The following is a 26,801-nucleotide window of genomic DNA, read 5'->3' as shown; positions in this document are numbered from 1 at the left end:
TTTCGTTCAAATTTGTTAAAACGTATGAGTAAAATCTCAGCAGCAATTACCGCAGTTGGAGCCTATGTTCCAGAGTATGTATTAACCAATCAGATTCTTGAAACTATGGTTGATACGAACGACGAATGGATAACCACAAGAACTGGGATTAAAGAACGTCGTATCCTAAAAAAAGAAGGTAAAGGCACCTCCTATCTGGCCATAAAAGCAGCCCAAAATCTTATAGATAAAAAGGGTATAGACCCAAAAGACATTGAACTAGTAATTGTAGCTACCGCAACGCCGGATATGAAAGCAGCATCAACGGCAGCGTATACAGCTGCAGAAATTGGTGCTACAAATGCGTTTTCGTTTGATATGGATGCAGCTTGTTCTAGCTTTTTATACGGCATGTCTGTTGCAGCATCTTATATTGAGTCGGGACGTTATAAAAATGTGCTTTTAGTCGGTGCAGATAAAATGTCTTCGTTAATTAATTATAAAGATAGGGCAACGTGTATTATTTTTGGCGATGGTGCTGGCGCAGTACTATTTGAACCCACTACCGATGATTTAGGGCTTAAAGACGAATATTTAAGAAGTGATGGTACAGGGCGTGAGTTTTTACAAGCCAAATATGGTGGTTCTGTGCACCCATTAACCCACGAAGCGTTAGACGAAGGCGGGCATTATGCATTTCAAGAAGGAAGAACAGTGTTTAAGAACGCTGTTTTTAATATGGCCGACGCAGCTGTGAAAATTTTGGAGCGCAATAATTTAGATAAAGATTCTGTAGATTGGCTCGCTGCGCACCAAGCCAATAAACGTATTATAGACGCTACAGCACAACGTATAGACTTAGCAGAGGAAAAAGTAATGGTAAATATACATAAGTATGGAAATACAACTTCTGCCACCTTGCCGTTACTCTTAGCTGATTACGAATCGCAACTTAAAAAAGGTGATAATATAATATTTGCCGCTTTTGGTGGCGGATTTAACTGGGGCGCCATTTATTTAAAATGGGCCTATAACTCTAAAAACTAACGATTAAAACCAATAGCTGAATTATGGATTTAAAAGAGATTCAAAACTTAATCAAGTTTGTTGCTAAATCTGGAGCAAGCGAGGTTAAATTAGAAATGGATGATGTAAAAATCACCATAAGAACAGGATCGGATAACGATACGCCAACCGTACAATACGCACCCGTAGCTGCACCACAAGTTGCACAAGCGCCTGTTGCACAAGCACCAGAAACCTCAGCACCAGCTGCTGAACCCGCAAAAACAGAAGTACCAGCGACGGCAGCAGATGACACTTCAAAATACATTACCATTAAATCCCCAATAATAGGAACGTTCTATAGAAAACCATCACCAGACAAACCATTATTTGTCGAGGTAGGGCAAACCATTGCCGAAGGCGATGTACTGTGTATTATAGAAGCGATGAAACTATTTAACGAAATAGAATCTGAAGTTTCAGGGAAAATAGTGAAGATTTTAGTGGATGATTCTTCTCCAGTAGAGTTCGATCAGCCACTATTCTTAGTAGATCCTTCATAACCTATTAAAAATTCCAATACACAAATCTCAAAATCCAATATTTGGAATTTGGCGATTGGAATTTGAAATTTTTAATTACTAAAGTTATGTTTAAAAAAATATTGATTGCCAATAGAGGGGAAATTGCGCTTCGCGTTATTAGAACCTGTAAAGAAATGGGGATTAAAACCGTTGCTGTTTATTCTACTGCAGATGCCGAAAGTTTGCATGTAAAGTTTGCAGACGAGGCGGTGTGTATAGGACCTCCATCAAGTGCCGAATCTTATTTAAAAATGTCTAATGTTATATCCGCTGCAGAAATTACCAATGCTGATGCGATTCATCCAGGATATGGTTTCTTATCAGAGAATGCAAAGTTTTCACAGATTTGTGAGGAACACGGTATCAAATTCATCGGTGCTTCTGCTGAAATGATTGACAAAATGGGAGACAAAGCCAATGCCAAAGCTACAATGAAAGCAGCTGGGGTACCTTGTGTTCCCGGGAGTGAAGGCGTTATAGAAACATTTGAAGAATGTAAAAAACTAGCTAAAGAAGTAGGATATCCCGTAATGCTAAAAGCCAGTGCGGGTGGTGGTGGAAAAGGAATGCGCGGTGTTTTTAAGGAAGAAAACTTAAAAGACGCTTGGGATTCTGCAAGACAAGAAAGTAAAGCAGCTTTTGGAAACGACGATATGTATATGGAAAAACTCATTGAGGAGCCAAGGCATATCGAAATTCAAATAGTGGGAGACTCCCGAGGTAAGGCATGTCATTTATCCGAAAGAGATTGCTCTGTTCAACGTCGCCATCAAAAGTTAACAGAAGAAGTACCTTCTCCTTTTATGACACCTCAATTACGCAAAAAAATGGGGGCTGCTGCAGTTAAAGCCGCAGAATATATTAAATATGAAGGAGCAGGAACTGTAGAATTTTTGGTAGATAAACATCGTAATTTCTACTTTATGGAAATGAATACGCGTATTCAGGTGGAGCATCCTATTACAGAACAAGTTATAGATTTCGATTTAATTAGAGAGCAGATATTAGTTGCTGCTGGCGTGCCAATTTCAGGTAAAAATTATGAGCCGAATTTACATTCTATAGAATGTCGTATCAATGCTGAAGATCCCTACAATGGTTTTAGACCGTCACCAGGTAAAATCACAACCCTACACGCACCAGGAGGTCATGGTGTACGTTTAGATACGCATGTTTATGCTGGATACTCCATTCCACCTAATTACGACTCTATGATTGCTAAGTTAATTACTACAGCGCAAACACGCGAAGAAGCAATTAATAAAATGAAACGAGCTTTGGATGAATTTGTAATTGAAGGTATAAAAACCACGATTCCATTTCATCGACAATTAATGGATCATCCTGATTATGTTGCCGGAAACTATACTACAAAGTTTATGGAAGATTTCAAGATGCAAAAGCCAGTTGAAGAATAAATATATAAAACTCCGGAATTTTTTTCGGAGTTTTTTTCATTTTACTGTCCCTCACTGTGCGATTCCTTTGCGCTTCTTAATACAGGCATCCCTATTTATTTTAAAGCAGTAACTTAGCATTGTGCAACTCTCTTACTGGGAAATAAAGTCTTGGCTTACCAACATCGATTATTGTGTGGTTGGTAGTGGTATTGTGGGCTTAAATTGTGCCCTACAACTTCGTGAACGTTGGCCTAACGCAAAAATCATCATTCTAGAAAAGGGCATTTTGCCGCAAGGTGCAAGCACCAAAAATGCAGGATTTGCTTGTTTTGGTAGTTTAAGTGAAGTATTAGAAGATTTAAAAACACATTCGGAAGAAGAGGTTTTTCAGCTTGTAAAAAAACGAGCTGTTGGTTTAAAATTATTGCGTGAAACCATAGGTGATAAACAACTTAGTTTCCAACAATTAGGCGGTTACGAATTGTTTTTGGAAACGGATGAAGCTTTATTCAATTCTTGTATCGAAAATAAGGCATACGTCAACAAACTCCTCAAGCCTATTTTTAAAGATGACGTATTCAGTCTAAAGGATAATATTTTCAACTTTAAACGTGTAAAGGAAGATTATATTTTCAATCAGTTTGAAGGACAAATTGATACTGGGCAACTAATGGAAACCCTATTGAAACAAGTCCAATCTAAAGGCATTAAGATTTTGAATAGCACGTCTATTATGAACTTCTCAGAACACAATAGTACTGTAAGCATTCAAACCAATCATTTTGAATTTTCAGCGTCAAAATTATGTTTTGCCACCAACGGATTTGCATCTCAATTATTAAATGAAGCTGTAAAACCAGCTAGAGCTCAAGTTTTGATTACAAACCCTATTAAAAACCTTAAAATAAAAGGTACATTTCATTTAGATAGAGGTTACTACTATTTTAGAAATGTTGATAATAGAATTCTACTTGGCGGTGGGCGACATTTAGATTTTAAAGGAGAAGAAACCACCAAATTCCAGCAAACAGACATCATTCAAAAGAAACTCGAAGCTATTTTAAGTACAATAATTTTACCTAATAAACCTTTTGAAATTGCCCACAGGTGGAGTGGCATTATGGGTGTTGGCCCACAGAAAAAAGCGATTGTAAAACAACTATCTAATAATGTATATTGTGGGGTTCGTTTAGGTGGTATGGGTGTTGCCATTGGCAGTTTGGTTGGCAAGGAATTAGCAGATTTAACTTTATGAAGACTAAACAACACCTATACAATCAATGCCTAAAGTTTGTAGAACATCGTTTACAAACCATCCAAAACACCATTCAAGACATTCAAAATTCATTGCAATCAGAAACTAAAAGTTCTGCTGGAGACAAACACGAAACAGGTCGTGCTATGCTACAATTAGAGCGCGAAAAAGCAGGCCATCAATTGGCGGAAATTCAGAAGTTAAAAGAGGTGTTGACTAAAATTAATGTAGAAAAAACATCTAAAGTTATAGGTTTAGGTACTCTTGCTTACACTTCAAGTTTTAATTATTTCATTGCTATTAGCGCTGGAGAACTAACTTGTGATGATGAATATTTTTTTGCCGTTTCACCATCTACCCCTATTGCACAATTACTTCTATCAAAACAAGTAGGCGATAAAATAACGTTTAGAAGCAGTACCTTTACAATCACTAAAATAGAATAATTAGTAAAAATTCTACGATAGTATAACATGGAGCATTTACAAAAGGTTATAAAATCAGTCATTAAGTATAGGCTATCGATTATTATTGTCTTAACAATTTTAATGGGTTTTGCAGGTTACCAAACCGCCAACAAATTAAGCATAGACAATTCACTTACAATTTGGTTTTTAGAAGATGATCCTAGTTATAAAGCATATATCGATTTTCAGGAAGAATTTGGTTCGGATGAGATTTTTATCGCCATGTTTCCCGTAGATAATGCCATTGGAAAAACCGAACGTAGCACTTTATTACAACTTCATCAGGATATAGAATCACTGTCTTTTGTTAAAACATCCTATAGTTTAGCTAAAGCGAAATATCCCATTTACAGTAACAACAAAATTGTTTTTGATGATTTGTATAATACTGAACGAAGTGATAAAGGTTTAAAAAATTTGCTAGCTAAGTTACCTAGCATAAGTTCTCAACTTATTACAGATGATTTTAAACATCAGTTTTTTTACATCCAATTGAACCCAACGCCTCAAATAGAGGAAAAACGGGAAATTATTGCAAGTACTATCAGAAACACAATTGAAAAGCACTATACAGACTATTATTTAACAGGACCACCAGTTTTAAACGAAGCTTATAGCAAAGGCATCTATAAAGAGAGCTTACTATTTGGTGTCTTAACGGTCTTAGTAATCACACTCATGCTACTCTTTTTGCTACCAAGTAAACGGTATTTAATAATATCATTATTGTCTGTTGCGGTACCAGTCTCACTTCTCTTTGGTATCATTACATCACTCGGGTACGCTTTGAATATGATTTCTATGCTTATCCCAACAATTTTGATGGTGTACAGTGTAAGTGATGCGGTGCATATCATTAACATTTATCATAAAGAAGGGCTTTTAAATAAAAGTCTTAGTAAGGTAGAGCTACTAACACTGGCTGTTCGAAAGAGTATCACACCTTGTTTTTATACAACCTTAACCACTTTTGTGGGGTATTTTGCGTTGTACATATCGCCATTACCAGCCTTTAAAAATATGGGTGTTTTCACGTGTATTGGTTTGGTGTTGAGTTTTTTGTTGGTGTATGTTATTACTATTATTGGTTTTAGTTTTATGAACCTAAATTTTGAAAGTAGCAAGCCCATATTGTCACTAAAACTATTTAGTCAAACTAGGTTCATCAATTGGGTAAATCGCGTAACGTCCTATTACAAAACCAGTATTATTGTGGGTTTCACTTTGGTACTGCTTTATGGTTTGTTTTCGGTATTTCAAGTAAAAATCGATACAGATTCATTAGATCTTTTAGCCGAAGGTAAAGCCAAAGAAGATTTGCGCATCGTAGAAGCCCAACTTCATGGAAGCTCAAGGTTACAACTAGATATATCGATGGCTGATGGTAGTAGTATTTTGAATAAAGATGCAATGAAACAATTAGAAGTGTTTCAAAACAAATTAGAGGAGAACCCGATAATTACTGCACCCGTTTCTATTGTAAATATCAAATCATTTTTAGAGAAACGATCGCCTGTATTGTTTCAGGCTAATATTTCTGAAGAAAAGATAAAAAATACATTAGCTTCAGTTGAAAATACGGATAATAGTTTTTTTAAACTATTTGCAGATGATTTGAGTTCTGCAGGCATTACCATAAGTTTTAAAGAAATAAAAACATCACAATTAGAGCAATTAATCGCGGATATTAAAACCGCGTTTAACAACTCTTTTGATACAGAAGTTTACCTCCTGAAAATAAATGGATTTGCCGTTGTTTTTGCACAACTGAACAATTTTATTTTAGAGACTCAGTTTAAATCATTTTTCGCAGCATTTTTTGTAGCTTTTTTGTGTCTTTGGTTTTTTATAAAAAGTTTAAAAACAACCATTTTAGTATTGATTCCAAACGTATTACCGTTGGCTATTTTAGCTATTTTTATGAGCGTATTAGATATTCCTTTGGATGTGTCCACCGCAATGATTACTCCCATAATGTTGGGTATTGCTATGGATGACACCATCCATTTAGTGCATAAATACCGCAAAAGTAAACGTGTGCAAGGTACTCCTGAAGTACGCATGAACAATGCTATGCATTACACAGGAAGTGCACTCTTATCTACTACAATTGCTTTGGTTGGAGGTTTTTTAATTATAGCCTCTAGTGCAACACCATCGGTTAGGGATTTTGGAGCCTTGTGTGCTATTACGGTTGCAATAGCTCTAATTACCGATATTTTTTATTTGCCAGCATTATTGAAAAAATTTGATCGGTAATTATTTTTCAATCTTTAAGTAGATTATTTTCTCTTTTTTAATTTTAGAATGGTGTTCAACAAAAACAGACACACCATTTAATTCAGCCTCTATTAAATAAAAATGGCCTTTAAAATAAGATTGTTTTACAGTAGCTTTTAGTTGAGATTTATCAGTAATTTTAAGTTGATGCGCATAAATAATCTCACCATCAATCGCATTAAACTCACCAAAAAATGCCGCTATTAGTGAAGATTTTGGGTTTTCAAAAAGTAATTTGGGTTTTGCATTTGCCACGATGCACTTGTTGTGCAATACAATCATTTTATCAGCAAAACCAAGAACATCTTCCTTATCGTGAGTAGCCACAATACACGTAATGCTGTTTTTTTTTAAATATTTAAAAACACTACGCCTTAAGCTTTGTTTTTTAAAATTATCGATATGACTAAAAGGTTCGTCCAATAATAAAATCTCAGGCTGTTTGGCTAAAGCTCTAGCAAGTGCTACGCGTTGCTTTTGTCCACCACTTAAGGTCTTTACTTTCCGTTTAGCAAAAGCTTCAAGCTGCACAACTTCGATTAATTCATCTACCCGTTTTTGAGCTTCCTCTGGGAAAAATCTAGATAAGTGTTTTGCTATATTTTCTTCAACCGTAATAAATGGCATCAAATCAAATTCCTGGGCAACGTATTTCATAAAATCGTATCCAACAACAAGATTATGTTTTGGTCCTAAAATTTCGGTGTCTTTCCAAAAGATTTGTCCGCCATTCAAATCATACTCACCATACAATAATTTGAGTAAAGTACTTTTTCCCGAACCGCTTTCTCCAATTATAGCAACGTTTTCACCTTGTTGCGCTTCAAAAGAAATGTCATTTAAAACGGAGGTTTTTGCGTAAGAGAAATTGAGTTGTTTTACCTTTAACATGAATCAAAAAATAAGACCTGCAAGTGTTTTATTGTCTTGCAGGTCCAAAAATAGTGTATATACCATTTACAACTTGAAATTAATCTTCTTTTTACTTACCCTTTAAGTTTTTCATTAGCTTTACTTGGTAAGGTTTCAAAACCCATGTTGTACAATGTAAACCCAAAAATATCAGCGTATTGTTCAATGGTTTTACTTACTGGTGTTCCTGCACCATGGCCAGCATCGGTTTCAATGCGTATTAAAGTTGGGTTGCCCCCCGTTTGTTTGCTTTGTAATTCTGCAGCAAATTTAAAACTATGTGCGGGTACAACGCGATCATCGTGATCTCCAGTAGTCACTAAAGTTGCAGGATATTCCACGCCTTCTTTCACATTATGTACAGGCGAATACCCTTTTAAATACTCGAACATTTCTTTATTGTCTTCTGCAGTACCGTAATCGTAAGCCCAACCTGCACCGGCAGTAAATGTGTGGTAGCGTAACATATCTAGAACACCAACAGCAGGTAGTGCTACTTTGGCCAAATCTGGGCGTTGTGTCATTACTGCTCCAACTAATAAACCACCATTTGAGCCACCTCTAAGGGCTAAAAAATCTGAAGATGTATACTTGTTTTCAATTAAATATTCACCTGCAGCAATAAAATCATCAAACACATTTTGCTTCTGCAATTTAATGCCAGCGATATGCCATTTTTTACCATATTCTCCACCACCACGAAGGTTTGGAACCGCTAGAATACCACCTTGTTCCATCCAAACCGCATTGGTAATGCTAAAAGAAGGGTTTAAACTAATATTAAATCCTCCGTAACCATAAAGAATTGTTGGGTTTTTACCATTTAATTCTATACCCTTTTTATGTGTAATAATCATTGGTACTTTGGTACCGTCTTTTGATATATAAAATATCTGGTTACTTTCGTAATTCTCACTGTCAAAAGCAATAGAAGGTTCCCAATATAGTTCCGAATTCCCGGTTTCTAAATCAAGCTTATAAATACTAGCCGGCGTGTTATAATTTGTGAACGTGTAGTAATCTTCTTTTTCCTCTTTTTTGGCGCCAAAACCATTTGCATTTCCAACTCCTGGAAGCTTAATTTCCCTTATTAATTTTCCGTTGTAATCGTATTGCATCACTTTTGAAATAGCATCGACCATATATTCTGCTATAAAATAAGTGCCACTTCTTGAAGGCGATAATACGTGTTCAGTTTCAGGAATTACATCCACCCAATTACTAGGAGATGGATTTGATGCATCAACCGATACAATTCTTTTATTGGGTGCATTTAAATTGGTAACTAAAAACAGTTTGCTGCCTATATTATCAATAACATATGTGTCGCTATCGGTATGATCTAAAATAGTCTTTAACTTGCTATCAGGCTTTGTAAGGTCTTTGATGTATAATTTGTTTCCTGAAGTTGATACTTTTGGCGAAATAATCAAATAGCGGTTGTCTTCAGTAACTGTAGCGTAAATATAACGGTGCTTTTCTTGTGGAGTTGCACCAAAAATAACGTTATCACTACTTTGGGGTGTGCCTAATTTATGATAATATACCTTATGCTGATCTGTTTTTGCTGATAGCTCGCTACCTGCTGGTTTATCATAACTTGAATAATAGAATCCTTCATTTTTATACCAAGAAATACCAGTGAATTTAATATCAACCAAGGTGTCTTCGGTAATTTTTTTGCTTTCAACATCCATGATTAAAATCTTGCGCCAATCGCTACCACCTTCAGAAATTGAATAAGCGGCAATTTTTCCGTTTTTCGAAAAACTAAGGTTGCCTAAAGAAATTGTACCATCTTCTGAAAACGTATTTGGATCTAGAAAAACGGTTGCTGTACTTGGGTCTTCACCTGTTTTATGACGATAAATAACGTATTGGTTTTGCAAGCCATCGTTCTTATAAAAATACGTGTAATCACCTTCGATAAAAGGCGATCCTACTTTTTCGTAGTTCCATAATTTGGATAAGCGTTCTTTTAAATCTTTTCTAAACGGAATCTTATCCAAATAGGCGAAAGTGGTTTTGTTTTGTGTTTTCACCCATGCTTCAGTATCTGTACTTCTATCATCTTCTAACCAACGGTAGGGGTCTTTTACTTCAACACCAAAGTAGGTATCAACAGTATCAACAGTTTTTGTTTCAGGATAACTCACCTCAATATTCTTTTTGTCTTGATTTTCTTTGCAACTCATTGTTATTGCTAAAATGAGTGCTGCTGCTATTAATTGTTTCATAATGATGCTAAAATTTCATCAAAAGTAGCGGATTTATGAAGTAAATACTGTTTAGGTATTGTTAATGTTTTGCAAATATAAAATGTTCAAAACCAAAGTATCTTAAACAAAAAAAAAGCTTCTGAATATTCAGAAGCTTTGATTGTTAAAAAAATAGATAATTACACTAAATTATTATCAATTAAATATTCTGCAATTTGTACAGTATTTGTAGCAGCGCCTTTACGCAAGTTATCTGCAACAACCCACATGTTTAAGGTATTTGGTTGCGTTTCATCACGACGAATACGCCCCACAAAAACCTCATCTTTATCATGTGCAAAAATTGGCATTGGGTAGCTGTTATTAGCAACATCATCTTGAACAACAACTCCAGGAGTTGCAGCTAAAAGCTTACGAACTTCAGCTAAATCAAAATCGTTTTCAAACTCTACGTTTACAGATTCTGAATGTCCACCTGCAGTTGGAATTCGTACTGCCGTGGCTGAAACTGAAAACGAACTGTCTCCTAATATTTTTTGAGGTTCTCTAGCCAATTTCATTTCTTCTTTGGTATAACCATTGTCTTCAAACACATCACAATGTGGTAATGCATTTCTCCCAATAGGATATGGGTATGCCATCTCGCCTTCTACACCAGCGATTTCGTTTTCCAATTGACGTACTGCTTTTACTCCTGTACCAGAAACCGATTGGTATGTAGAAACTACAACACGCTTCATTTTATATTTTTTATGAAGTGGATTCAATGCCATGACCAATTGAATTGTAGAACAGTTTGGATTTGCAATAATTTTATCCTCTTTGGTTAATTCGCTGGCATTAATCTCGGGAACCACTAATTTTTTGGTTGCATCCATTCTCCACGCCGAAGAATTATCAACTACTGTTGTACCAACCTCTGCAAATTTAGGTGCCCACTCTAAAGATGTGCCACCACCTGCGGAAAATAACGCGATATCTGGTTTCATTGAAACGGCAGTTTCTAAACCAACTACGGTATAGTCCTTTCCGTCATAGGTTAATGTTTTACCTACAGAGCGCTCGGAGGCTACAGGTATTAATTCCGTTACAGGAAAATTACGTTCAGCAAGAACTCTTAACATTACTTCGCCAACCATTCCAGTGGCACCAACTACAGCTACTTTCATCTGTTTATTATTATTTAGCGAACAACCTTTGTAAAATCGTCAAAGGCATTCAAAATTCATTCATTATTAAGGTTAAACCAAAAATTTTAAAATCTCGATTATCGAGTGCGTCCGCAAAACTAAGTATTAATTGCAATTTCCGACATAAAAAAAGCCCTCATTATAAGGAAATAAGGGCTTTTTAACAACAAATAACAGTTTGTTATTTATTTAACATTTTGTTATTTTTTTAGAGCGTCTCTAATTTCCATTAGTAACTCTTCTTGAGTAGGTCCTGCTGGTGCTTCTGGTGCAGGCTCCTCTTTTTTCTTCATTTTATTAACACCTTTCACTACCATAAACATTACAAAAGCCACAATAATAAAATCGATTACATTGGTTAAAAATGTACCATATTCTAAAAATACTTCGCCAACTGTTTCTCCTGCATCGTTAACAGTGCCATCTTTTAATTTCATTTTCAAATCTTTAAAGTCCGAATTAAATATCAAGCCTATTAAAGGCGATACTATTCCCCCCGTGAAGGACGACACTACTTCTTTAAAAGCAGCACCCATTACAAAACCTACTGCAATGTCAACAAGATTGCCCTTCATTGCAAATTCCTTGAATTCTTTTAACATATTTTCTAAATTATTAGTTAGTGAACTGCTAATTTAATTAAAAAAATAGAAATTTTAACATTTGTTAAAACTCTTTGCTGTAATTATAGATTGCAGTTAATTTCTTGGGCTAACGTTACCTGCTGATTTTTATTCTTGCGGAAGGATTATGAATATAACTATTTTGGCTGTCGCTCTTCTATATCGCAGAACTTCAAAAAACAAATTAAACCTTTACTGTTTATTTTAAGACTACTCGTTTTACACGTTGGGAAATACCCGTAATTAATTCATAAGAAATGGTGCCAGCACCTTCTGCTAAAGTTTCTGCCGAAGTTGTATTCCCATTAAAAACAATAACCTCGTCCCCTTCCTCACAATCAATGTCAGTAACATTCACCATAATCATGTCCATACAAACATTACCAATTATGGGCGCTTGTTTACCGTTAATAGTCACAAACCCTTTACCATTTCCATAAATTCTACTAATGCCATCGGCGTGTCCTATGGGTAAAGTAGCCGTTTTAGTAAACAATGCTTCGCTTTTAAATGCACGATTGTAACCAACCGATTCGCCCTTTTCAATCTTGTGAATTTGAGAGATTATCGTTTTTAAGGACGCAATCGGTTTTAAGTTTGCACTCTCTTTTTGAGCGTTTCCATAACCGTATAAACCAATACCGCAACGTACCATATCAAAATGTGCCTCGGGGTAATTTAAAACACCCGATGTATTACTCATATGAAGCAAAGGTTCATATCCAAGAGCCTTAGAAAAGTTTCTAGAAATTATTTTAAACCGTTCTATTTGTGCTAATGTGAAGTCACGTTCACTTAAATCCTCACTAGCTGCCAAATGGGAAAAGAGCGATTTTACTTTTATAGCCTTTGAAGCAATTAGTTTAGAAACCACATAAGCTACATCAGTTTCCCAAAACCCTAACCGATTCAAACCTGTATTAAATTTTATATGAACTGGATATTCCTTTTGGTTTTCCGCTTCTGCAAAAGCAATAAACTCATCTAAAATTTTAGCATTATAAAGGTTAGGTTCTAAGCAGTTATCTAGAATAACATCAAAATTCGTAGCTAAAGTATGCAATACCAAAATGGGCTTAGTAACACCCGCTTTTCGCAATGCAGCACCTTCGTTGGCATAAGCTACAGCAAAATAATCAATGTCTAAATCTTGTAAGTATCTGGCAATTTCTTCTGCGTCATTACCATAAGCAAAGGCCTTAACTACTGCCAAAAAATTAGTGCCGTTATTCAACTTAGATTTTAAATACTCAAAATTGTGTTTAAGCGCTTTTAAATCTATTTCAAGAATGGTTTCTTGGGCCTTTGGCATTAGGATTTCTTTTGTTTAGAAGACACATTTTCAATAGCGTTCACTTTCATTGTTTTAATCTTTTCGCTCATAGTAGCCTTGTAGTAAGCAGCCCTACTCAATGGCTCGTATTCGTCAACTTCACCCAACATTACAATATCATCATTTTTAGATTTTCGGTAGCTGTACTGTGCCAAATTACCTGTTCTGGTACAAACGGCATGTACTTTGGTAACATATTCTGCCGTAGCCATTAAATTTGGCATTGGCCCAAAAGGATTTCCCTTAAAATCCATATCTAATCCTGCCACAATTACGCGCACACCTTTGTTTGCTAAATCGTTACACACCCGTACTATTTCGTCATCAAAAAATTGAGCTTCGTCAATACCAACCACGTCGCAACCATCAGCCAAAATAGGAATATTAGCCGCTGCCGGCACAGGCGTAGAACGAATTTGGTTTTCATCGTGGCTCACTACCATATCTTCATCGTAACGCACATCAACCGTAGGTTTAAAAATCTCAACCTTTTGTTTTGCAAACTGTGCACGCTTAAGACGACGAATGAGTTCTTCTGTTTTTCCAGAGAACATTGAACCGCAGATTACTTCAATCCATCCAAATTGTTCTTTATGATTTACGGTATTTTCGAGAAACATTTTGTAATTTTAACACTGGTACTAAATAAACCTTAAAATTACACTAATAATTTGTTTATAGTGCACAAATACTTCTTAATAAATTAGAACCGTAGCTAAGGCTACGCTTAGATTTTCTTAATCGTCTTTGCACCTTGTAATTCAAATTATTTTGACACAATTTTAAAGCCTATTTAGTACTAAACCAAGCTCCCGCTCGTTTTGTATAAAGGTGGCGTAAATTTATTAAAATCAAAAGTGTAAAACACATTAATTTTTAAAATTGTATTAAGATGAAGAAGAAGCTAGAATCTGAGTTGGTAAGTATCGCACACAGAATTCTTAAATTAAAAGGAAAGGAAGATGTTTTAAAAATGCATGATGAAGCGCGTATGCTTTATGAAAAGCTTTCTGTTTTAAAATTTGCACATGAAAATTTCGATGAAGACATTCCTACTATTGGTAATAACTCATCCTTCTTCGGAATGTTGGACGCCGCTTTTAATAATAAAATAAGTGATAACATTGAGGTTGAAGATAAAATCTATATCAATCTTGATGATGTTGTTGACGATGAGATTTCTGAACCTGTGATGAACAAAATTAAGGACATGGTAGAATTTATGCCGGAACAACCAGAGCAGAATGAAGTAGATGCTATTATTGAATCCATCGTACCCAAAGAAGAAAGCCATAAAGGTGAGTTGGAAGATTTAACCGCAGATTTTAGGGATTTACCTGTTTTTGAACCAATTTCTAAAGTGCACAAGCAAAACGGACAAGAGAAAAAATCGCTAAACGAGCGTATTAAAAGTGGCGGATTAAGTATTGGTTTAAATGATAAAATAGCCTTCATAAAGCATTTATTTGATGGGAATAATACGGATTATGATCGTGTGATTTCGCAGCTAAACACCATACAAACTCTAGAAGATGCAAATCGTTTTGTTGAAACTATTGTAAAGCCCGATTATAATAATTGGGAAGGAAAAGAAGAGTTTTCAGAACGTTTTATGGAAATTATCCAAGTTAAGTTTAGCTAATGAGTAAACTTTACCTTGTTCCCACACCAATAGGAAATTTAAAAGACATCACCTTTAGAGCTATTGAAGTTCTAAAAGAAGTGGATTTAATACTAGCTGAAGATACCCGAACGTCTGGAAAACTGCTGAAACATTTTGAGATTTCTACACACATGCAATCGCACCACATGCATAACGAGCATAAAACGGTTGAGGGTGTCATTCAAAAGTTAAAAAGCGGAACATCGATTGCATTAATAAGTGATGCAGGGACACCTGCCATTTCCGATCCTGGATTTTTGTTGTCTCGAGCGTGTATTGAAAACAATATAGAGATAGAATGCTTACCAGGAGCAACTGCCTTTGTACCTGCTTTAGTAAACTCTGGATTACCAAATGATAAATTTGTTTTTGAAGGCTTTTTGCCAGTAAAGAAGGGAAGGCAAACCCGACTTTTACTTCTAGCCCAAGAAACAAGAACCATGATTTTTTATGAAAGTCCGCATAAATTGGTGAAAACACTCGGGCATTTTTGCGAGTATTTTGGAGAGGACCGACAAGTTTCAGTATCAAGAGAGCTAACCAAATTATACGAAGAAACCATCCGAGGAACAGCGAAGGAGGTTTTGGAGCATTACACTAACAAACCACCAAAAGGTGAAATTGTTATTGTGGTTGGGGGGAAAAAATAAACAGTTTAGCGCAAAAATGTTTTTGTCTATAAACAATTTATTAGATTATTGTTTTTGTTTGAAAACAAAATTTGTTAATTTTGTTTCAGATAAAAAACATTTATGGACGAGTTAATTTCATTTCAAGAGCAACTATTAGAAGAACTTTCTTCAACAGAACGTTATTTATTAAACGAAATAGATTGGACAAACCGATTAATAGGAATAAAAGGAGCTAGAGGTTCAGGAAAAACCACGCTTCTACTTCAATACATAAAACATAAGCTTCCAGTAACAAGCGAGGTTTTATATGCTACATTAGATGATTTATATTTTTCGAATAATACCTTAGTAGCTCTTGCCAAATCTTTTACACTAAGAGGAGGTACCCATTTCATTTTAGATGAAGTACATAAATACCCTAATTGGTCTAGAGAATTAAAATTGATTTATGACCAATTCCCAAAGCTTCAAGTTGTGTTTACATCGTCATCAATGTTAGAAATTTATAAAGGAGAATCAGATTTAAGTAGAAGGGTTGTTATGTACCATTTAAAAGAGTTATCCTTTAGAGAGTTTCTTCAGTTTGAAGATTTTAGATTAAAGCTTCCTAAATTTCAATTAGACGATCTATTAAAAAACCATAAAAAAATAGCAAGGGATTTAAAACAACAGTTAACTACTCCTATTAAATATTTTGATGCGTATTTGAAACATGGCGCATATCCTTACTATTTAGAAAATAGGCAAAGTTATGCTTCGAAATTAAACCAAACGATAAACCTAATTCTAGAAGTTGATTTGAATGCTGTTGAAAATATGCCATATGAGGATAGTCGAAAAGTAAAAAAACTATTGATAGCTATAGCCCAAAGCGCACCATTTATACCCAACATTACTAGACTTAGTGAGCGTTTGGGGATGTCTAGAGTGTTTTTAATAAATGCTATAAAACTACTTAATAGGGCAGATTTGGTAATGGAACTTTACAAGCCAACAAAAGGTGTTGGCGCATTAACAAAACCCGAAAAACTGTTTCTAAACAACCCAAATTTAGTTCATGTTCTAGGAAACCAAAATGCAGAAATAGGCACACTACGCGAAACATTTTTTGCAAACCAAATGAAACACCTACATGACATTCATCTTGCAGAAAAAGGAGATTTTTTGATAGATAGAACGTATACGTTTGAGATTGGAGGGAAAAATAAAAAAACAAAACAAATACAAGGTGTTAAAAATAGTTTTGTAGTAAGGGACGATATGGAAGTTGGTAGCCTAAACATTATTCCATTGTATTTATTTGGATTTTTGTATTAATGCAAGAGTTACTTATAAATATAAAACATTGTAATATCTGTAAGGATCATTTAGCCTTGGGGCCAAGACCAGTAGTTTCCACACATCCAGATTCTAAAATTGTGATTATAGGTCAAGCACCAGGAACAAAAGTACATGCGTCTGGAGTTCCTTGGGACGATGCCAGTGGTAAGCAACTAAGAAAATGGCTTGATGTAACTGATGAAGCTTTTTATGATGAAAAAAAGTTTGCCATAATTCCAATGGGGTTTTGTTACCCAGGAAAAGGAAAAACAGGCGATTTACCACCACGGCCAGAATGCGCTCCGCAATGGCACAAACCATTATTTGATGAACTTAAAAATGTAGATCTAGTAATTTTAATTGGAATGTATGCCCAAAACTATTATTTAGGAAAACAAACGCAAAAAACCTTAACCGAAACGGTAGCTAATTTCAAAGAATATTTACCAAAGTATTTGCCATTGCCACATCCTTCGCCTAGAAATAGATTTTGGTTGACTAAGAATCCTTGGTTTGAGGTTGAGGTGTTGCCTGAATTGAGGAAGCGAATCAAAGATTTGGTTTAATCGATTCCAAATACATCTTTTAATATTTTCAAAATTTCGAGTAATATTTTTATTTTCGGGATAGTAACTTTAAAAGCTTTTTCTAACAGCTTAAAATTTGCACTCAATCTTCTTTTGTTTTTCATAATTAATAATATTAGAAAAACGAAAATAGAAGGTAATGTTGGTTTGGTTTAAGACATGAAATTAAGTGCAGTTTGCCTATGCAAAAAAACCTCCACATTTCTTGAAAGGTTTCAAAAAAATATTTAAAAGTAAATTACTGTTTTTCCAAAAACTTATTGTTTTTCTTGAGTTGTCGGGCTTCCATTGCGTTCCAAATGCCATAACACAGAAAACCAATGATGACAATTTTCCACAAAATACCTTTAAAGACAAATTCAGGGTTAATTAAATACAATAGTCCGTAATAACTTAGAATTAATATCAAGGCTAAAGACAAAAATAGGATTGGTTTTTTTGAAGAAAAGTATCCAAATACGCCTAAAAGTATGCCTAGAATAATATAAAAAGTAACATCCATAATACTTTTTGTATTAAAGTAAACCAAAATACCATTAATTATTTGAAAGCCTCCAATTATATATAAAATACGTTGCGCTTTTTCTTGAGATTCTTTAGCATCACCAATTTTAGATGTATTAGAAATTTGTCTTCCTATAAAAATTGCCTTTTCCTTTTCGGTTCCAGATAATGGAAATCCACAATTTTCGCAATCTAGTTCTATTTGGGACACTTCTTCTTTACAGTTAGGGCATTTTAAATCATTCATAGTTTAAGGTTAATTTTTATAAAAGTAAATCTGAAATCATTAATCGTAAATCAAAAATCAAGAATGCTTCCCCTTCTCCCATCCATGTTTTCCTAAATACTGCTCACCACTTTCAACAGCGCCTTCTTCAATAGAAGTTCCCATGGAGTCGTTCCAACGGTTTAAGTATCCAAATAAAGAAATTACGCCTAACATCTCTACAATTTCGCCTTCGTCCCAATATTCATATAACCGTTTTTTTATAGCTTCGTCAACCGCATTGGGCACTTGCGAAGCGGCTAAACTAAAGTCTAAAGCAGCACGTTCTGCTTCACTAAAAGCAGGGTGCGTTCTGTATTCCCAAATATTATCTAATTGTTCCTGCTCCGCACCATAACGTTCTGCAGCGCGAATGGCATGTGCCTGACAATAGCGACAACCAGTGGCGTTACTACTTACCCAAGCAATCATACGTTTTAAGGCTGAAGTAACACGCCCCTCATTGGCCATAACCGCTTTATTCAAATTAATAAAAGCCGTACTGATTGCTGGCCGCCTTTGCATCGTCAATACCGAATTTGGACAAAACCCTAAGGTTTCATTGAAGAACTTTGCGAGTTCCTTCGTTTCTAAATCGTGGTCTGCAGATAATGGTGTTACTAAAGGCATGTTTTAATTTTTTAAGTAGTATTTTTGAGAACTACAAGTAACAAAAAATTATTAGAAAAATGGCAGTTAAAGTTTCCACAAAGTGGTTGGGAGAAATGCGATTTGAAAGCACAAATCCGTCAGGACATAATTTATTTATCGATGCGGGCGAAGAAAACGGTGGTAAAAGCGAAGGCTATCGCCCAAAAGCCTTAATGCTCTCCGGTTTAGCGGGATGCTCTGGACTTGATGTAGCGGCATTGATAAAAAAAATGAAGTTGGATGTGGATGATTTCAATATTGAAATTGAAGCCAATTTAACGGATGAGCATCCAAAATATTATGATAAAGTAGCAATGCATTTTCATTTTTATGGTGAACATTTAAATGAAAAGAAACTACAACGTGCTGTAGATTTATCCATTGAAAAGTATTGTGGCGTTATGGAAATGTTTCGTCAGTTTTCAGAATTAAGTATCGAAACGTTTTTTCACCCTAAAAGCACCTAAAGTATTTTAAGCTTTTAGTCTATAAACTTTTACTTTAGAGCACTTTTAACTTAAAACTTTTTAAATGCGTTGGACGCTTAAACCAAAACCACATTTAGAGAAAGTAAAACATTTACAGGAAGCCCTTCAAGTAGATGAAACTATTGCTACGCTTTTGGTACAACGAGGTATTGAAACCTACGATGATGCAAAAGCCTTTTTTCGCCCTAGTTTAAAGCATTTGCACAATCCGTACTTAATGAAGGATATGGACAAAGCTGTGACAAGAATAGAACAAGCTATTGCCAATAAGGAAAATATTTTGGTATATGGTGATTATGATGTAGATGGTACTACGGCCGTGGCGTTAATGTCTACATATTTAAAAACGAAGCATAGTTTAGTTTACACCTATATCCCAAATAGATATGATGAAGGTTATGGTGTATCTAAAAAGGGTATCAATTTTGCTTTAGAAAACGATTTCACATTAATTATTGCATTAGATTGCGGTATTAAGGCTATTGAAAAAGTAGACTATGCAAAATCGCTGGGTATCGATTTTATTATATGTGACCACCACCGTCCTGGAGATAAAATCCCTGATGCTGTCGCTGTTTTAGACCCAAAACGCGAAGATTGTAACTATCCTTTTAAAGAATTGTGTGGTTGTGGTGTGGGCTTTAAATTAATTCAAGCATTAGCTGAAAAAGATGGTGAAACACCTGAAGATTTATTACCCTATTTAGACTTGGTAGCTACGGCCGTTGGTGCTGATATTGTTCCGATTAATGGTGAAAATAGAGTGCTTGCCTATTTTGGTTTGCATGTTATTAATACCAAACCGAGACCAGGGATTAAAGCTATTTTAGACCAAGTTGAAAAAACCGAACTTACCATAACAGACGTTGTTTTTATAATCGCCCCAAGAATTAATGCTGCAGGACGCATGGAGCACGGAAACTTTGCCGTGGCGTTGTTAACCGACGATGATTATGACCTAGCAAAAAAACATGCAGCAAATATTGACAACTATAATTTAGAACGAAGAGCTACCGATAAAGAGATTACAGAAGCTGCCCTTGAGCAAATAGAAACCTTAAATGAGCAAGACAGACTAACTACTGTGGTTTACGATGAATCCTGGCATAAAGGTGTTATAGGCATAGTAGCTTCTAGACTTACTGAAACCTATTATCGTCCCACTTTGGTGTTTACCAAAAGTGGCGAAACATTAGCAGCCTCAGCCCGCTCAGTTAATGGTTTTGATGTTTATAATGCTTTGGAAGCCTGTGCTACATATATTGAACAATTTGGCGGACATAAATATGCTGCTGGGTTAACTTTAAAAGAAGAAAACTACAAGGCTTTCAAGCAGGCATTTGAGGATGAGGTTTCTAAAACTATTGATAGGAATTTATTGATTCCAGAGGTTAAAATTGACACACAGATTGACTTAGAAATCATTACTCCTAAATTTTATAGGATTTTAAAACAATTTGCACCTTATGGCCCTAGTAATATGACACCTGTATTTATGACCGAAAATCTCAAAGATACTGGCTATGGCAAATGTGTAGGTGCTGATAAAACACATTTAAGATTAACGGCAACGCAAAATGGTTCGCAAAGTTTTGTTTGCATAGGTTTCGGGATGGGAGACAAATATAATTTAGTTTCCGAGGGAAAAGCATTTCATGCGGTATACTCCATTGATGAAAATGAATGGAATGGTAACGTTTCTTTACAACTAAAACTTCGAGATATCAAAAGTTAGCCATGGCAAAAAATGATCCTTATGCTGCACTTAGAATAAGAGAATTCAATATTTTCTTACTATTGAGATTTGCCTTGGTTTTCGGATGGTCTATGCAATTTGTAGTTATAGAGTGGCAAGTATACACACTTACAAATGATAAATTAAGCTTAGGGATTATTGGAGCTTGTGAATTTATTCCAGCTTTTTTTATGGCACCATTTGCAGGTCATATTGTAGATAGAAAAGAAAAACGCAACCTCTTTGCGTTAATGATTGCGTTGTTTTCTTTAATCAGTTTCGGTTTATTTTGGCTAACATCACAAACCATTGAAACCTCGTGGCAAACAAATAGCATTGTATTAGGGATATACGGTCTTGTATTTTTTGGCGGTATTTTAAGAGCATTCTTTGGGCCAACCATATTTTCATTGATTGCCTTACTAGTTCCAAAACCAATTTACCCAAATGCTGCTACTTGGAGCAGTAGTACATGGAAGGGCGCATCTGTAACAGGTGCATTAATTGGAGGGTTTTTAATTGCTTGGATTGGGGTACACCAAACCTTAGGAATTATATTTTTGTTGGTGCTTATTGCTTTGGCATTAGTTTTTCTCATTAAAAAGAAACCCATTTTAAATACAAAAATAGGCGAATCGGTAAAAGAGAGTTTGAAAGTTGGGCTGCGATTTGTTTTTAACGATAAGGTGATTTTAGGGGCGCTAACTTTAGATATGATTGCTGTACTTTTTGGTGGTGCAGTGGCTATATTCGCTGTTTTTGCCAAAGATATTTTAGATGCGGGTCCTAAAGGGTTTGGGATATTAAACGCCTCTTTGTCGCTAGGAAGTATTTTAACTATGCTGGCTACAACCTATCTTCCGATAACTAAAAACACAGGTAAAAAATTATTAATCTCCGTATTTGGTTTTGGATTGGCAATGATAGTTTTTGGAGCTTCAAAGTTATTTTGGTTGAGCGTAATTGCATTGTTTGTTGCGGGAGTGTTTGATGGTGTTTCCATGGTGATACGCCAAACTATTTTACAGCTAAAAACACCTGACGACATGCGTGGCAGGGTTGGTGCTGTAAACTCAATGTTTGTAGGGTCTTCTAACGAACTTGGTGCTTTAGAAAGTGGCATTGCTGCTAAAATTTTTGGTGCGCCTTTAGCAGTAGTCTTAGGGGGTTGTGTAACACTAATTACGGTTACCACTATGGGGTTTAAAAATAAAGCCCTTAGAGAATTAGATTTAACTGAGGATATTAAAGCTAGTGAGATTTAGTAATCCGTTTTGAATGCCTTTAACTCTATAGTCTCTCCATCAAACTCAGCATAAGTAAAGTACTGAATCCAATCACCAAGGTTGATATATTTTGCGTTGTTGTTAAGATTGATATTAAGCGGTAAATGCCTGTGGCCAAACACAAAATAATCGCGATGTTTATCCTCTAGTTTGCGTTTACAATACTGCACAAGCCATTCATTATCTTCTCCTAAAAATTTGGCGTCATCATCACCAGAAATCAATTTGTTCTTTACTGAAAAATATTGAGCGATGCGCATACCAATGTCTGGATGTCCCCACTGAAAAACCCATTTAAAAAACGGATTAGTAAATACTTTTTTTAAGCGTTTATACCCTTTATCTCCTGGTCCTAGACCATCGCCATGACCAATAAAAAACGTCTTGTCGTTAAACATGAATTCTTTGGGTTTGTGATATACGGGAATATTCAATTCTTCTTCAAAGTACCCGTTCATCCACAAATCGTGATTCCCAACAAAATAGTGTATTGGAATACCCGAGTCTGAAATTTCGGCAAGTTTACCTAAAGTTCTTGTAAAACCTCTAGGGACAACAGTTTTGTATTCAAACCAAAAGTCGAACAAATCGCCTAGGAGAAAAATTACAGCGGCATCTTGTTTTATTTCATCTAACCATGCAACAAATTTCTTTTCGCGGGGCAGTGATGCCTCCCTAGTAGGTGCACCCAAATGATTATCTGATGCGAAATATATTTTCTTGCCTTTTGGTATTTGCATGGTGTAAATATAGCATATTCCTGCGAACGCAGGAATCTCAATTTTTGTTATGGAAAGGGGTTTTTGATGGTAAGTAGAAATTGAAGATTAAGGAAAGTTTTTAGCAGATAAACCCGCGCTAGGGATTGCAGTGGCAGCTTTTGACGAGGCGAGCATCGAGCCAAAACTATTAACGGAAAGCCCGACCCGAAAGGGGAGCGCCCAAAACCTAATCTTGATCGTTGGCAAACCACTCTGCAAAACTCGTGGCAGTTTCTTGCAGTTTTAAAGAGTGGAGCTTAATGTTTTCTGGTAGGCGTGCTTTTATTTTTTTTGCAAAATCGATGACCATCATTTCGCTTGTAGGTTGGTAATCTACCAGTAAAATATTATGCCCCCTATTTTCTAATTCTTTAGCGAGCTCTACGTGTGGTGTGTTTTTGTTGAACACAGTGGCATGGTCGAATACATTAACAATCTCTTCTTTTACAATTTTTTTTAGGTCTCCAAAATCGATTACCATACCGTATTTTACGTTAGAAGTATCTGTAATGGGCTTGCCAAACACGGTAACATCGAGACGATAGCTATGCCCGTGTACATTTTTACATTTGCCATCGTATCCATAAAGGGCGTGACCTGTTTCGAACGAAAATTGCTTGGTGATACGTATATTGCTCATTTGCATAATATTGATTGGCAAATATACTATCTTCTTCGTTTTTTATTTACAAAATAAATAATTATTAGTACGAGTGCAAGGATTAGAAAGAGGCCGTTGCCACTAAAAAAGTTTAGTATATCCATAACTTATGGGTTGTTATTACTGTTACGCTTTTTACTGTAATAATAAATCATGTAGGCAATAATTACGAGAACCACAAACGGAATCATTGAGCCAATAAACACACCTATTTCGTAACCCTCATCGGGTGCATTTTTAATTTTTTCTTCTATATCTGGAGTTTGAAACAGACTCAGCATTAGGAAGATTTTACGTGTTATCATGTTGTAAATTTAGTTGTTTTTAGCGAGTGGTATAAATTGTTTTCTGAAATTAACCAATAGAGGTAAGGCTCTGGCAATCATCCAAAAGGTTAATGCTATAAAAATACCGTTGAGTTTAAAATCTAGATAATCTAGCCCATAAAGTATTGGTATAAACACTAAAAATGTAGCTCCCAGCAATACATTTCTTAAAGTTCCCATTTTACCTAAGCCTTTAAAAATGCCATCAAAAATAAAGGCTATAGAGCAAATAGGTTGCATAATGAGCACTATCCAAAATACGTTGTAAAACCGTTCTAAAACTTCTGGCTCTTTCGTAAAAAGTATGCCAATGGGTTTGTAAACCATGAATCCTATAGCGGTTAAAATGAAACCTACCAATAGCCCAATTTTAATAAGCTTTACATTTAATTTTACCAAATCCTTATAATTTTGAGCACCAAATAACCTTCCCGACATGATGTTTCCTGCACCTGCATACCCATCGATAATAAAAGCACCTAAAAACCATAAATTAATAGCAATAGTATAAGCTGCGATGTAGTTTTTGCCATAACCAGTAGCAAATCTGGTGGCAAAATACAGCGTTATGTTAAGCGCCAATGTTCTTATGAAAAGATTGAGAATCATAAAAAGAAATCGTTTGATTTCTGGATTAAATGGGAACGTTGGCAGTAGGGGAATACTTGTCTTTTTAAGCAAATAATAGGCTGAAAACAATGCCATAAGTATTTGCGCTATAACGCTCGCATATGCAGCTCCTTCAATATTCATGGGTGCTACATATCCAGGAATACCGTACACCAAGACAAAATCTAAAACAATATTTGCCGAAGCACCAATAATAGCAATTATCATGGGGTGATATGTGTTTTGTAAACCTCTAAATGTACCAAAAACAGCTATGGTGAATAGCGTAAACGGAAATCCGAAAACTCTAATTTTGTAGTACACAACACTGTAATCTAGTATTAAGTCTGACGCGTTATAAAGCTTGAAAATATGACTCGCAAATGGATACGTCCCAACTATGATTAATAGGCTTAAAGATGTAACGATAAAAATGGCTTGGGCTGGCAAGTTTTTTACCTTTTCTAGGTTATCTGCTCCGAGGTATTGCGATACTATGGCAGAAATGGCGCTACGGGTTTGCCCTAAAATCCAAATAAGCATTGACAAAAATGTTCCAACAATACCTACAGCAGCTAGGGATTCCACAGGGTTGGTATCAATATTTCCAACAATAGCAGTATCTGTAATAGACAAAATAGGTTCTGAAATCCCAGAAATTAATGCGGGAACAGCCAGTTTATTAATGTATTTTATGCTAATATTTGAACTCACAGGACCAATTCGTAACAATGAAACGGAAATTTACTTTGCTTCAGAAAATAAATATCACCTAATTTTTTATAGCCGCGAAGTTCGTAAAACTTTTGGTTTCTTTTATTCTGTGAAAAGGTGTCCAATCTAATAGATGTATAATTGTTGTTTTTTGCGTAATTTTCAGCAAAGGTAAGCAGTAGTTGCGCATAGCCATTATGTTGAAATTTTGGATGTACCGCTAAGCGATGTATATAACTATTATTTTTATTGGGGGTTAGCCATTTTATTGGGGTATATTCTTCATCCATAAACGTTGAAATTGTGATGCAGCCAATAATTTCATTCGCAGACTCTAAAACATAGCATTCTCCCCTATCAATATCTTTATTAAAAGCCGAAGCATTTGGATAGTATTCATTCCACTGAAAAATATTTTGGTGCATCATGTGTGTTGCACATGCTTTAGTGATTTTTAAAATTTGGTTTACATCTTCAGGTGTTGCTTTTCGTATCATTAAATTGTGTTACTTTTGCCTTAAAATTTATTGTAAATTTAAGTTTTAACTATCTGGTTATGAAAAATATTTTAGTTCCTGTAGGTTCTTCAAAAAATGCTGTAAGTCATTTACAGTACGCTATAGATTTTGCTGAAACTTTTGGAGCAAAGGTGTTTGTGGTACAAGTGTACAACGTATTCACCAAAGCAGGAACTATGATTAAGGTTGAAAACATCATAGAACGTGAGAGTTTGTCGTTTTTAAATGATTTAGTTTCCAAAGTTGATAAAAAAGGTATTGATGTTATTGTTAAGGTTTTAAAAGGTGATTTAATTGATACTTTAGAGTTAGCATGTAAAGCTGCAGATGTAGATTTGGTTTTGGTGGAACCAAGAACAAATTCTATTAACGACGAAGTATACCTAGGAAAAATTTCAGGGAAAATTATTAAGCAAATGGAAGTACCCGCCTTAATTGTTCCTGAAGGATATACGTTTTCTAAACCATCAAATATATTAATGGCGATAAAATCGGCTATTATAAAAAAAGACAATGTTTTACAGCCATTAAAAGATCTCAAAGCAAAATTTAATGCTACGATTGATTTATTATTGGTAAAAACACCATACCACAAAGAAGGCGATTTTAATGTGAACGAAGAACTGAGTTCTATGATACGAAATACCACAGAATCGGTTAATGCTACAACCTTCCAGGGTGTTTTAGAGCATTTTCAATCGCATAGTCCCGATATGCTTTGTGTAGTAAGACGCAAACGTGGGTTTTTTGCTAAAAAATGGGAAAAAGACACCATTCTGCGTAAAGACTTTTTCATAAAAACGCCCGTATTGGTTTTAAGTGGATTGAAATAGT

General features: G+C 35.3%; 27 protein-coding genes. 14 read left to right on the top strand and 13 right to left on the bottom strand.

Annotated features, from left to right (window positions below; genetic code table 11):
- Positions 1-24 precede the first annotated feature (24 nt).
- From BMY39_RS02590 to BMY39_RS02565, 6 genes are all read left to right on the top strand, one after another.
- Complete coding sequence (locus BMY39_RS02590) at positions 25-1,026, top strand: beta-ketoacyl-ACP synthase III (protein ID WP_092574976.1); 1,002 nt, start codon at positions 25-27, stop codon at positions 1,024-1,026.
- 23 nt (positions 1,027-1,049) lie between these two features.
- Entirely contained in the window at positions 1,050-1,547 is a 498-nt protein-coding gene (gene accB / locus BMY39_RS02585; RefSeq protein ID WP_092574974.1) for an acetyl-CoA carboxylase biotin carboxyl carrier protein, read from the top strand.
- An 86-nt stretch (positions 1,548-1,633) separates the two neighbouring features.
- On the top strand, positions 1,634-2,986 hold the full coding sequence (accC, locus tag BMY39_RS02580) for an acetyl-CoA carboxylase biotin carboxylase subunit (RefSeq protein WP_092577572.1): 1,353 nt from the start codon (positions 1,634-1,636) through the stop codon (positions 2,984-2,986).
- 121 nt (positions 2,987-3,107) lie between these two features.
- Positions 3,108-4,223 (top strand): NAD(P)/FAD-dependent oxidoreductase, encoded by a 1,116-nt coding sequence (locus BMY39_RS02575; RefSeq protein ID WP_092574973.1) that lies wholly within the window; start codon positions 3,108-3,110, stop codon positions 4,221-4,223.
- Positions 4,220-4,669 (top strand): 3-oxoacyl-ACP synthase, encoded by a 450-nt coding sequence (locus BMY39_RS02570; protein ID WP_092574971.1) that lies wholly within the window; start codon positions 4,220-4,222, stop codon positions 4,667-4,669. The genes BMY39_RS02575 and BMY39_RS02570 overlap by 4 nt, the downstream gene beginning before the upstream one ends.
- Before the next feature lie 27 nt (positions 4,670-4,696).
- Positions 4,697-6,949 (top strand): efflux RND transporter permease subunit, encoded by a 2,253-nt coding sequence (locus tag BMY39_RS02565; RefSeq protein ID WP_092574969.1) that lies wholly within the window; start codon positions 4,697-4,699, stop codon positions 6,947-6,949.
- Here BMY39_RS02565 and BMY39_RS02560 read toward each other — a convergent pair whose 3' ends face one another.
- The 6 genes from BMY39_RS02560 to BMY39_RS02535 form a co-directional block, all read right to left on the bottom strand.
- Positions 6,950-7,861: an ABC transporter ATP-binding protein gene (locus BMY39_RS02560; protein ID WP_092574967.1), complete on the bottom strand. Its 912-nt coding sequence runs from the start codon at positions 7,859-7,861 to the stop codon at positions 6,950-6,952.
- Positions 7,862-7,956: 95 nt separating this feature from the next.
- Complete coding sequence (locus BMY39_RS02555; RefSeq protein WP_092574965.1) at positions 7,957-10,119, bottom strand: prolyl oligopeptidase family serine peptidase; 2,163 nt, start codon at positions 10,117-10,119, stop codon at positions 7,957-7,959.
- Positions 10,120-10,280: 161 nt separating this feature from the next.
- Positions 10,281-11,270, bottom strand: a complete 990-nt coding sequence (locus BMY39_RS02550) for an aspartate-semialdehyde dehydrogenase (RefSeq protein ID WP_092574962.1) — start codon at positions 11,268-11,270, stop codon at positions 10,281-10,283.
- A 221-nt stretch (positions 11,271-11,491) separates the two neighbouring features.
- Complete coding sequence (gene mscL, locus BMY39_RS02545; protein ID WP_092574960.1) at positions 11,492-11,893, bottom strand: large-conductance mechanosensitive channel protein MscL; 402 nt, start codon at positions 11,891-11,893, stop codon at positions 11,492-11,494.
- Between the two features lie 220 nt (positions 11,894-12,113).
- Positions 12,114-13,226 carry an alanine racemase gene (gene alr / locus BMY39_RS02540; protein WP_092574958.1) on the bottom strand — a complete coding sequence of 371 codons (1,113 nt, stop codon included), beginning with the start codon at positions 13,224-13,226 and terminating at the stop codon, positions 12,114-12,116.
- Positions 13,226-13,867: a thymidine kinase gene (locus BMY39_RS02535; protein ID WP_092574956.1), complete on the bottom strand. Its 642-nt coding sequence runs from the start codon at positions 13,865-13,867 to the stop codon at positions 13,226-13,228. Before BMY39_RS02535 ends, alr begins: the two co-directional genes overlap by 1 nt.
- A 272-nt stretch (positions 13,868-14,139) precedes the next feature.
- Here BMY39_RS02535 and BMY39_RS02530 point away from each other — a divergent pair, with 272 nt between their 5' ends.
- The 4 genes from BMY39_RS02530 (at position 14,140) to BMY39_RS02515 (ending at position 17,428) form a co-directional block, all read left to right on the top strand.
- Positions 14,140-14,889 carry a hypothetical protein gene (locus tag BMY39_RS02530; protein ID WP_092574954.1) on the top strand — a complete coding sequence of 250 codons (750 nt, stop codon included), beginning with the start codon at positions 14,140-14,142 and terminating at the stop codon, positions 14,887-14,889.
- Positions 14,889-15,560: a 16S rRNA (cytidine(1402)-2'-O)-methyltransferase gene (rsmI, locus tag BMY39_RS02525; protein ID WP_092574952.1), complete on the top strand. Its 672-nt coding sequence runs from the start codon at positions 14,889-14,891 to the stop codon at positions 15,558-15,560. The genes BMY39_RS02530 and rsmI overlap by 1 nt, the downstream gene beginning before the upstream one ends.
- Positions 15,561-15,662: 102 nt before the next feature.
- Positions 15,663-16,859 carry an ATP-binding protein gene (locus BMY39_RS02520; protein ID WP_092574950.1) on the top strand — a complete coding sequence of 399 codons (1,197 nt, stop codon included), beginning with the start codon at positions 15,663-15,665 and terminating at the stop codon, positions 16,857-16,859.
- Entirely contained in the window at positions 16,859-17,428 is a 570-nt protein-coding gene (locus BMY39_RS02515) for a uracil-DNA glycosylase family protein (RefSeq protein WP_092574948.1), read from the top strand. Before BMY39_RS02520 ends, BMY39_RS02515 begins: the two co-directional genes overlap by 1 nt.
- A gap of 259 nt (positions 17,429-17,687) precedes the next feature.
- Here BMY39_RS02515 and BMY39_RS02510 read toward each other — a convergent pair whose 3' ends face one another.
- Positions 17,688-18,200: a hypothetical protein gene (locus BMY39_RS02510; RefSeq protein ID WP_092574946.1), complete on the bottom strand. Its 513-nt coding sequence runs from the start codon at positions 18,198-18,200 to the stop codon at positions 17,688-17,690.
- 57 nt (positions 18,201-18,257) lie between these two features.
- The gene (locus tag BMY39_RS02505) at positions 18,258-18,848 is read right to left on the bottom strand and encodes a carboxymuconolactone decarboxylase family protein (RefSeq protein ID WP_092574944.1); all 591 of its coding nucleotides are present in this window, start codon (positions 18,846-18,848) and stop codon (positions 18,258-18,260) included.
- Between the two features lie 59 nt (positions 18,849-18,907).
- Between BMY39_RS02505 and BMY39_RS02500 the strand changes: the two genes are divergently transcribed.
- The 3 genes from BMY39_RS02500 to BMY39_RS02490 all read left to right on the top strand — a co-directional run bounded on the left by BMY39_RS02500 (position 18,908) and on the right by BMY39_RS02490 (position 22,357).
- Positions 18,908-19,336: an OsmC family protein gene (locus BMY39_RS02500; protein WP_092574942.1), complete on the top strand. Its 429-nt coding sequence runs from the start codon at positions 18,908-18,910 to the stop codon at positions 19,334-19,336.
- Positions 19,337-19,400: 64 nt separating this feature from the next.
- On the top strand, positions 19,401-21,092 hold the full coding sequence (gene recJ, locus BMY39_RS02495) for a single-stranded-DNA-specific exonuclease RecJ (protein ID WP_092574940.1): 1,692 nt from the start codon (positions 19,401-19,403) through the stop codon (positions 21,090-21,092).
- 2 nt (positions 21,093-21,094) lie between these two features.
- Positions 21,095-22,357 (top strand): MFS transporter, encoded by a 1,263-nt coding sequence (locus tag BMY39_RS02490; RefSeq protein ID WP_092574938.1) that lies wholly within the window; start codon positions 21,095-21,097, stop codon positions 22,355-22,357.
- Here the strand turns inward: BMY39_RS02490 and BMY39_RS02485 are convergent.
- The 5 genes from BMY39_RS02485 to BMY39_RS02465 all read right to left on the bottom strand — a co-directional run bounded on the left by BMY39_RS02485 (position 22,354) and on the right by BMY39_RS02465 (position 25,946).
- On the bottom strand, positions 22,354-23,118 hold the full coding sequence (locus BMY39_RS02485) for a UDP-2,3-diacylglucosamine diphosphatase (protein WP_092574937.1): 765 nt from the start codon (positions 23,116-23,118) through the stop codon (positions 22,354-22,356). The two genes, BMY39_RS02490 and BMY39_RS02485, sit on opposite strands and share 4 nt — an antisense overlap.
- Before the next feature lie 208 nt (positions 23,119-23,326).
- Positions 23,327-23,779, bottom strand: a complete 453-nt coding sequence (locus tag BMY39_RS02480; RefSeq protein WP_092574935.1) for a 6-pyruvoyl trahydropterin synthase family protein — start codon at positions 23,777-23,779, stop codon at positions 23,327-23,329.
- A 128-nt stretch (positions 23,780-23,907) separates the two neighbouring features.
- Positions 23,908-24,105 carry a hypothetical protein gene (locus BMY39_RS02475; RefSeq protein ID WP_245738142.1) on the bottom strand — a complete coding sequence of 66 codons (198 nt, stop codon included), beginning with the start codon at positions 24,103-24,105 and terminating at the stop codon, positions 23,908-23,910.
- A 9-nt stretch (positions 24,106-24,114) separates the two neighbouring features.
- Complete coding sequence (locus tag BMY39_RS02470) at positions 24,115-25,449, bottom strand: MATE family efflux transporter (protein WP_092577559.1); 1,335 nt, start codon at positions 25,447-25,449, stop codon at positions 24,115-24,117.
- A complete protein-coding gene (locus tag BMY39_RS02465; RefSeq protein ID WP_092574933.1) occupies positions 25,446-25,946 on the bottom strand; it encodes a GNAT family N-acetyltransferase in 501 nt (166 codons plus the stop codon). Before BMY39_RS02465 ends, BMY39_RS02470 begins: the two co-directional genes overlap by 4 nt.
- 59 nt (positions 25,947-26,005) lie before the next feature.
- Between BMY39_RS02465 and BMY39_RS02460 the strand changes: the two genes are divergently transcribed.
- On the top strand, positions 26,006-26,800 hold the full coding sequence (locus tag BMY39_RS02460; RefSeq protein ID WP_092577556.1) for a universal stress protein: 795 nt from the start codon (positions 26,006-26,008) through the stop codon (positions 26,798-26,800).
- Position 26,801 lies beyond the last annotated feature (1 nt).

The sequence above is a fragment of the Hyunsoonleella jejuensis genome, assembly GCF_900111025.1.
In the GTDB taxonomy this organism is placed as follows: domain Bacteria; phylum Bacteroidota; class Bacteroidia; order Flavobacteriales; family Flavobacteriaceae; genus Jejuia; species Jejuia jejuensis.
This window is presented reverse-complemented; position numbering and strand designations above follow the sequence as displayed.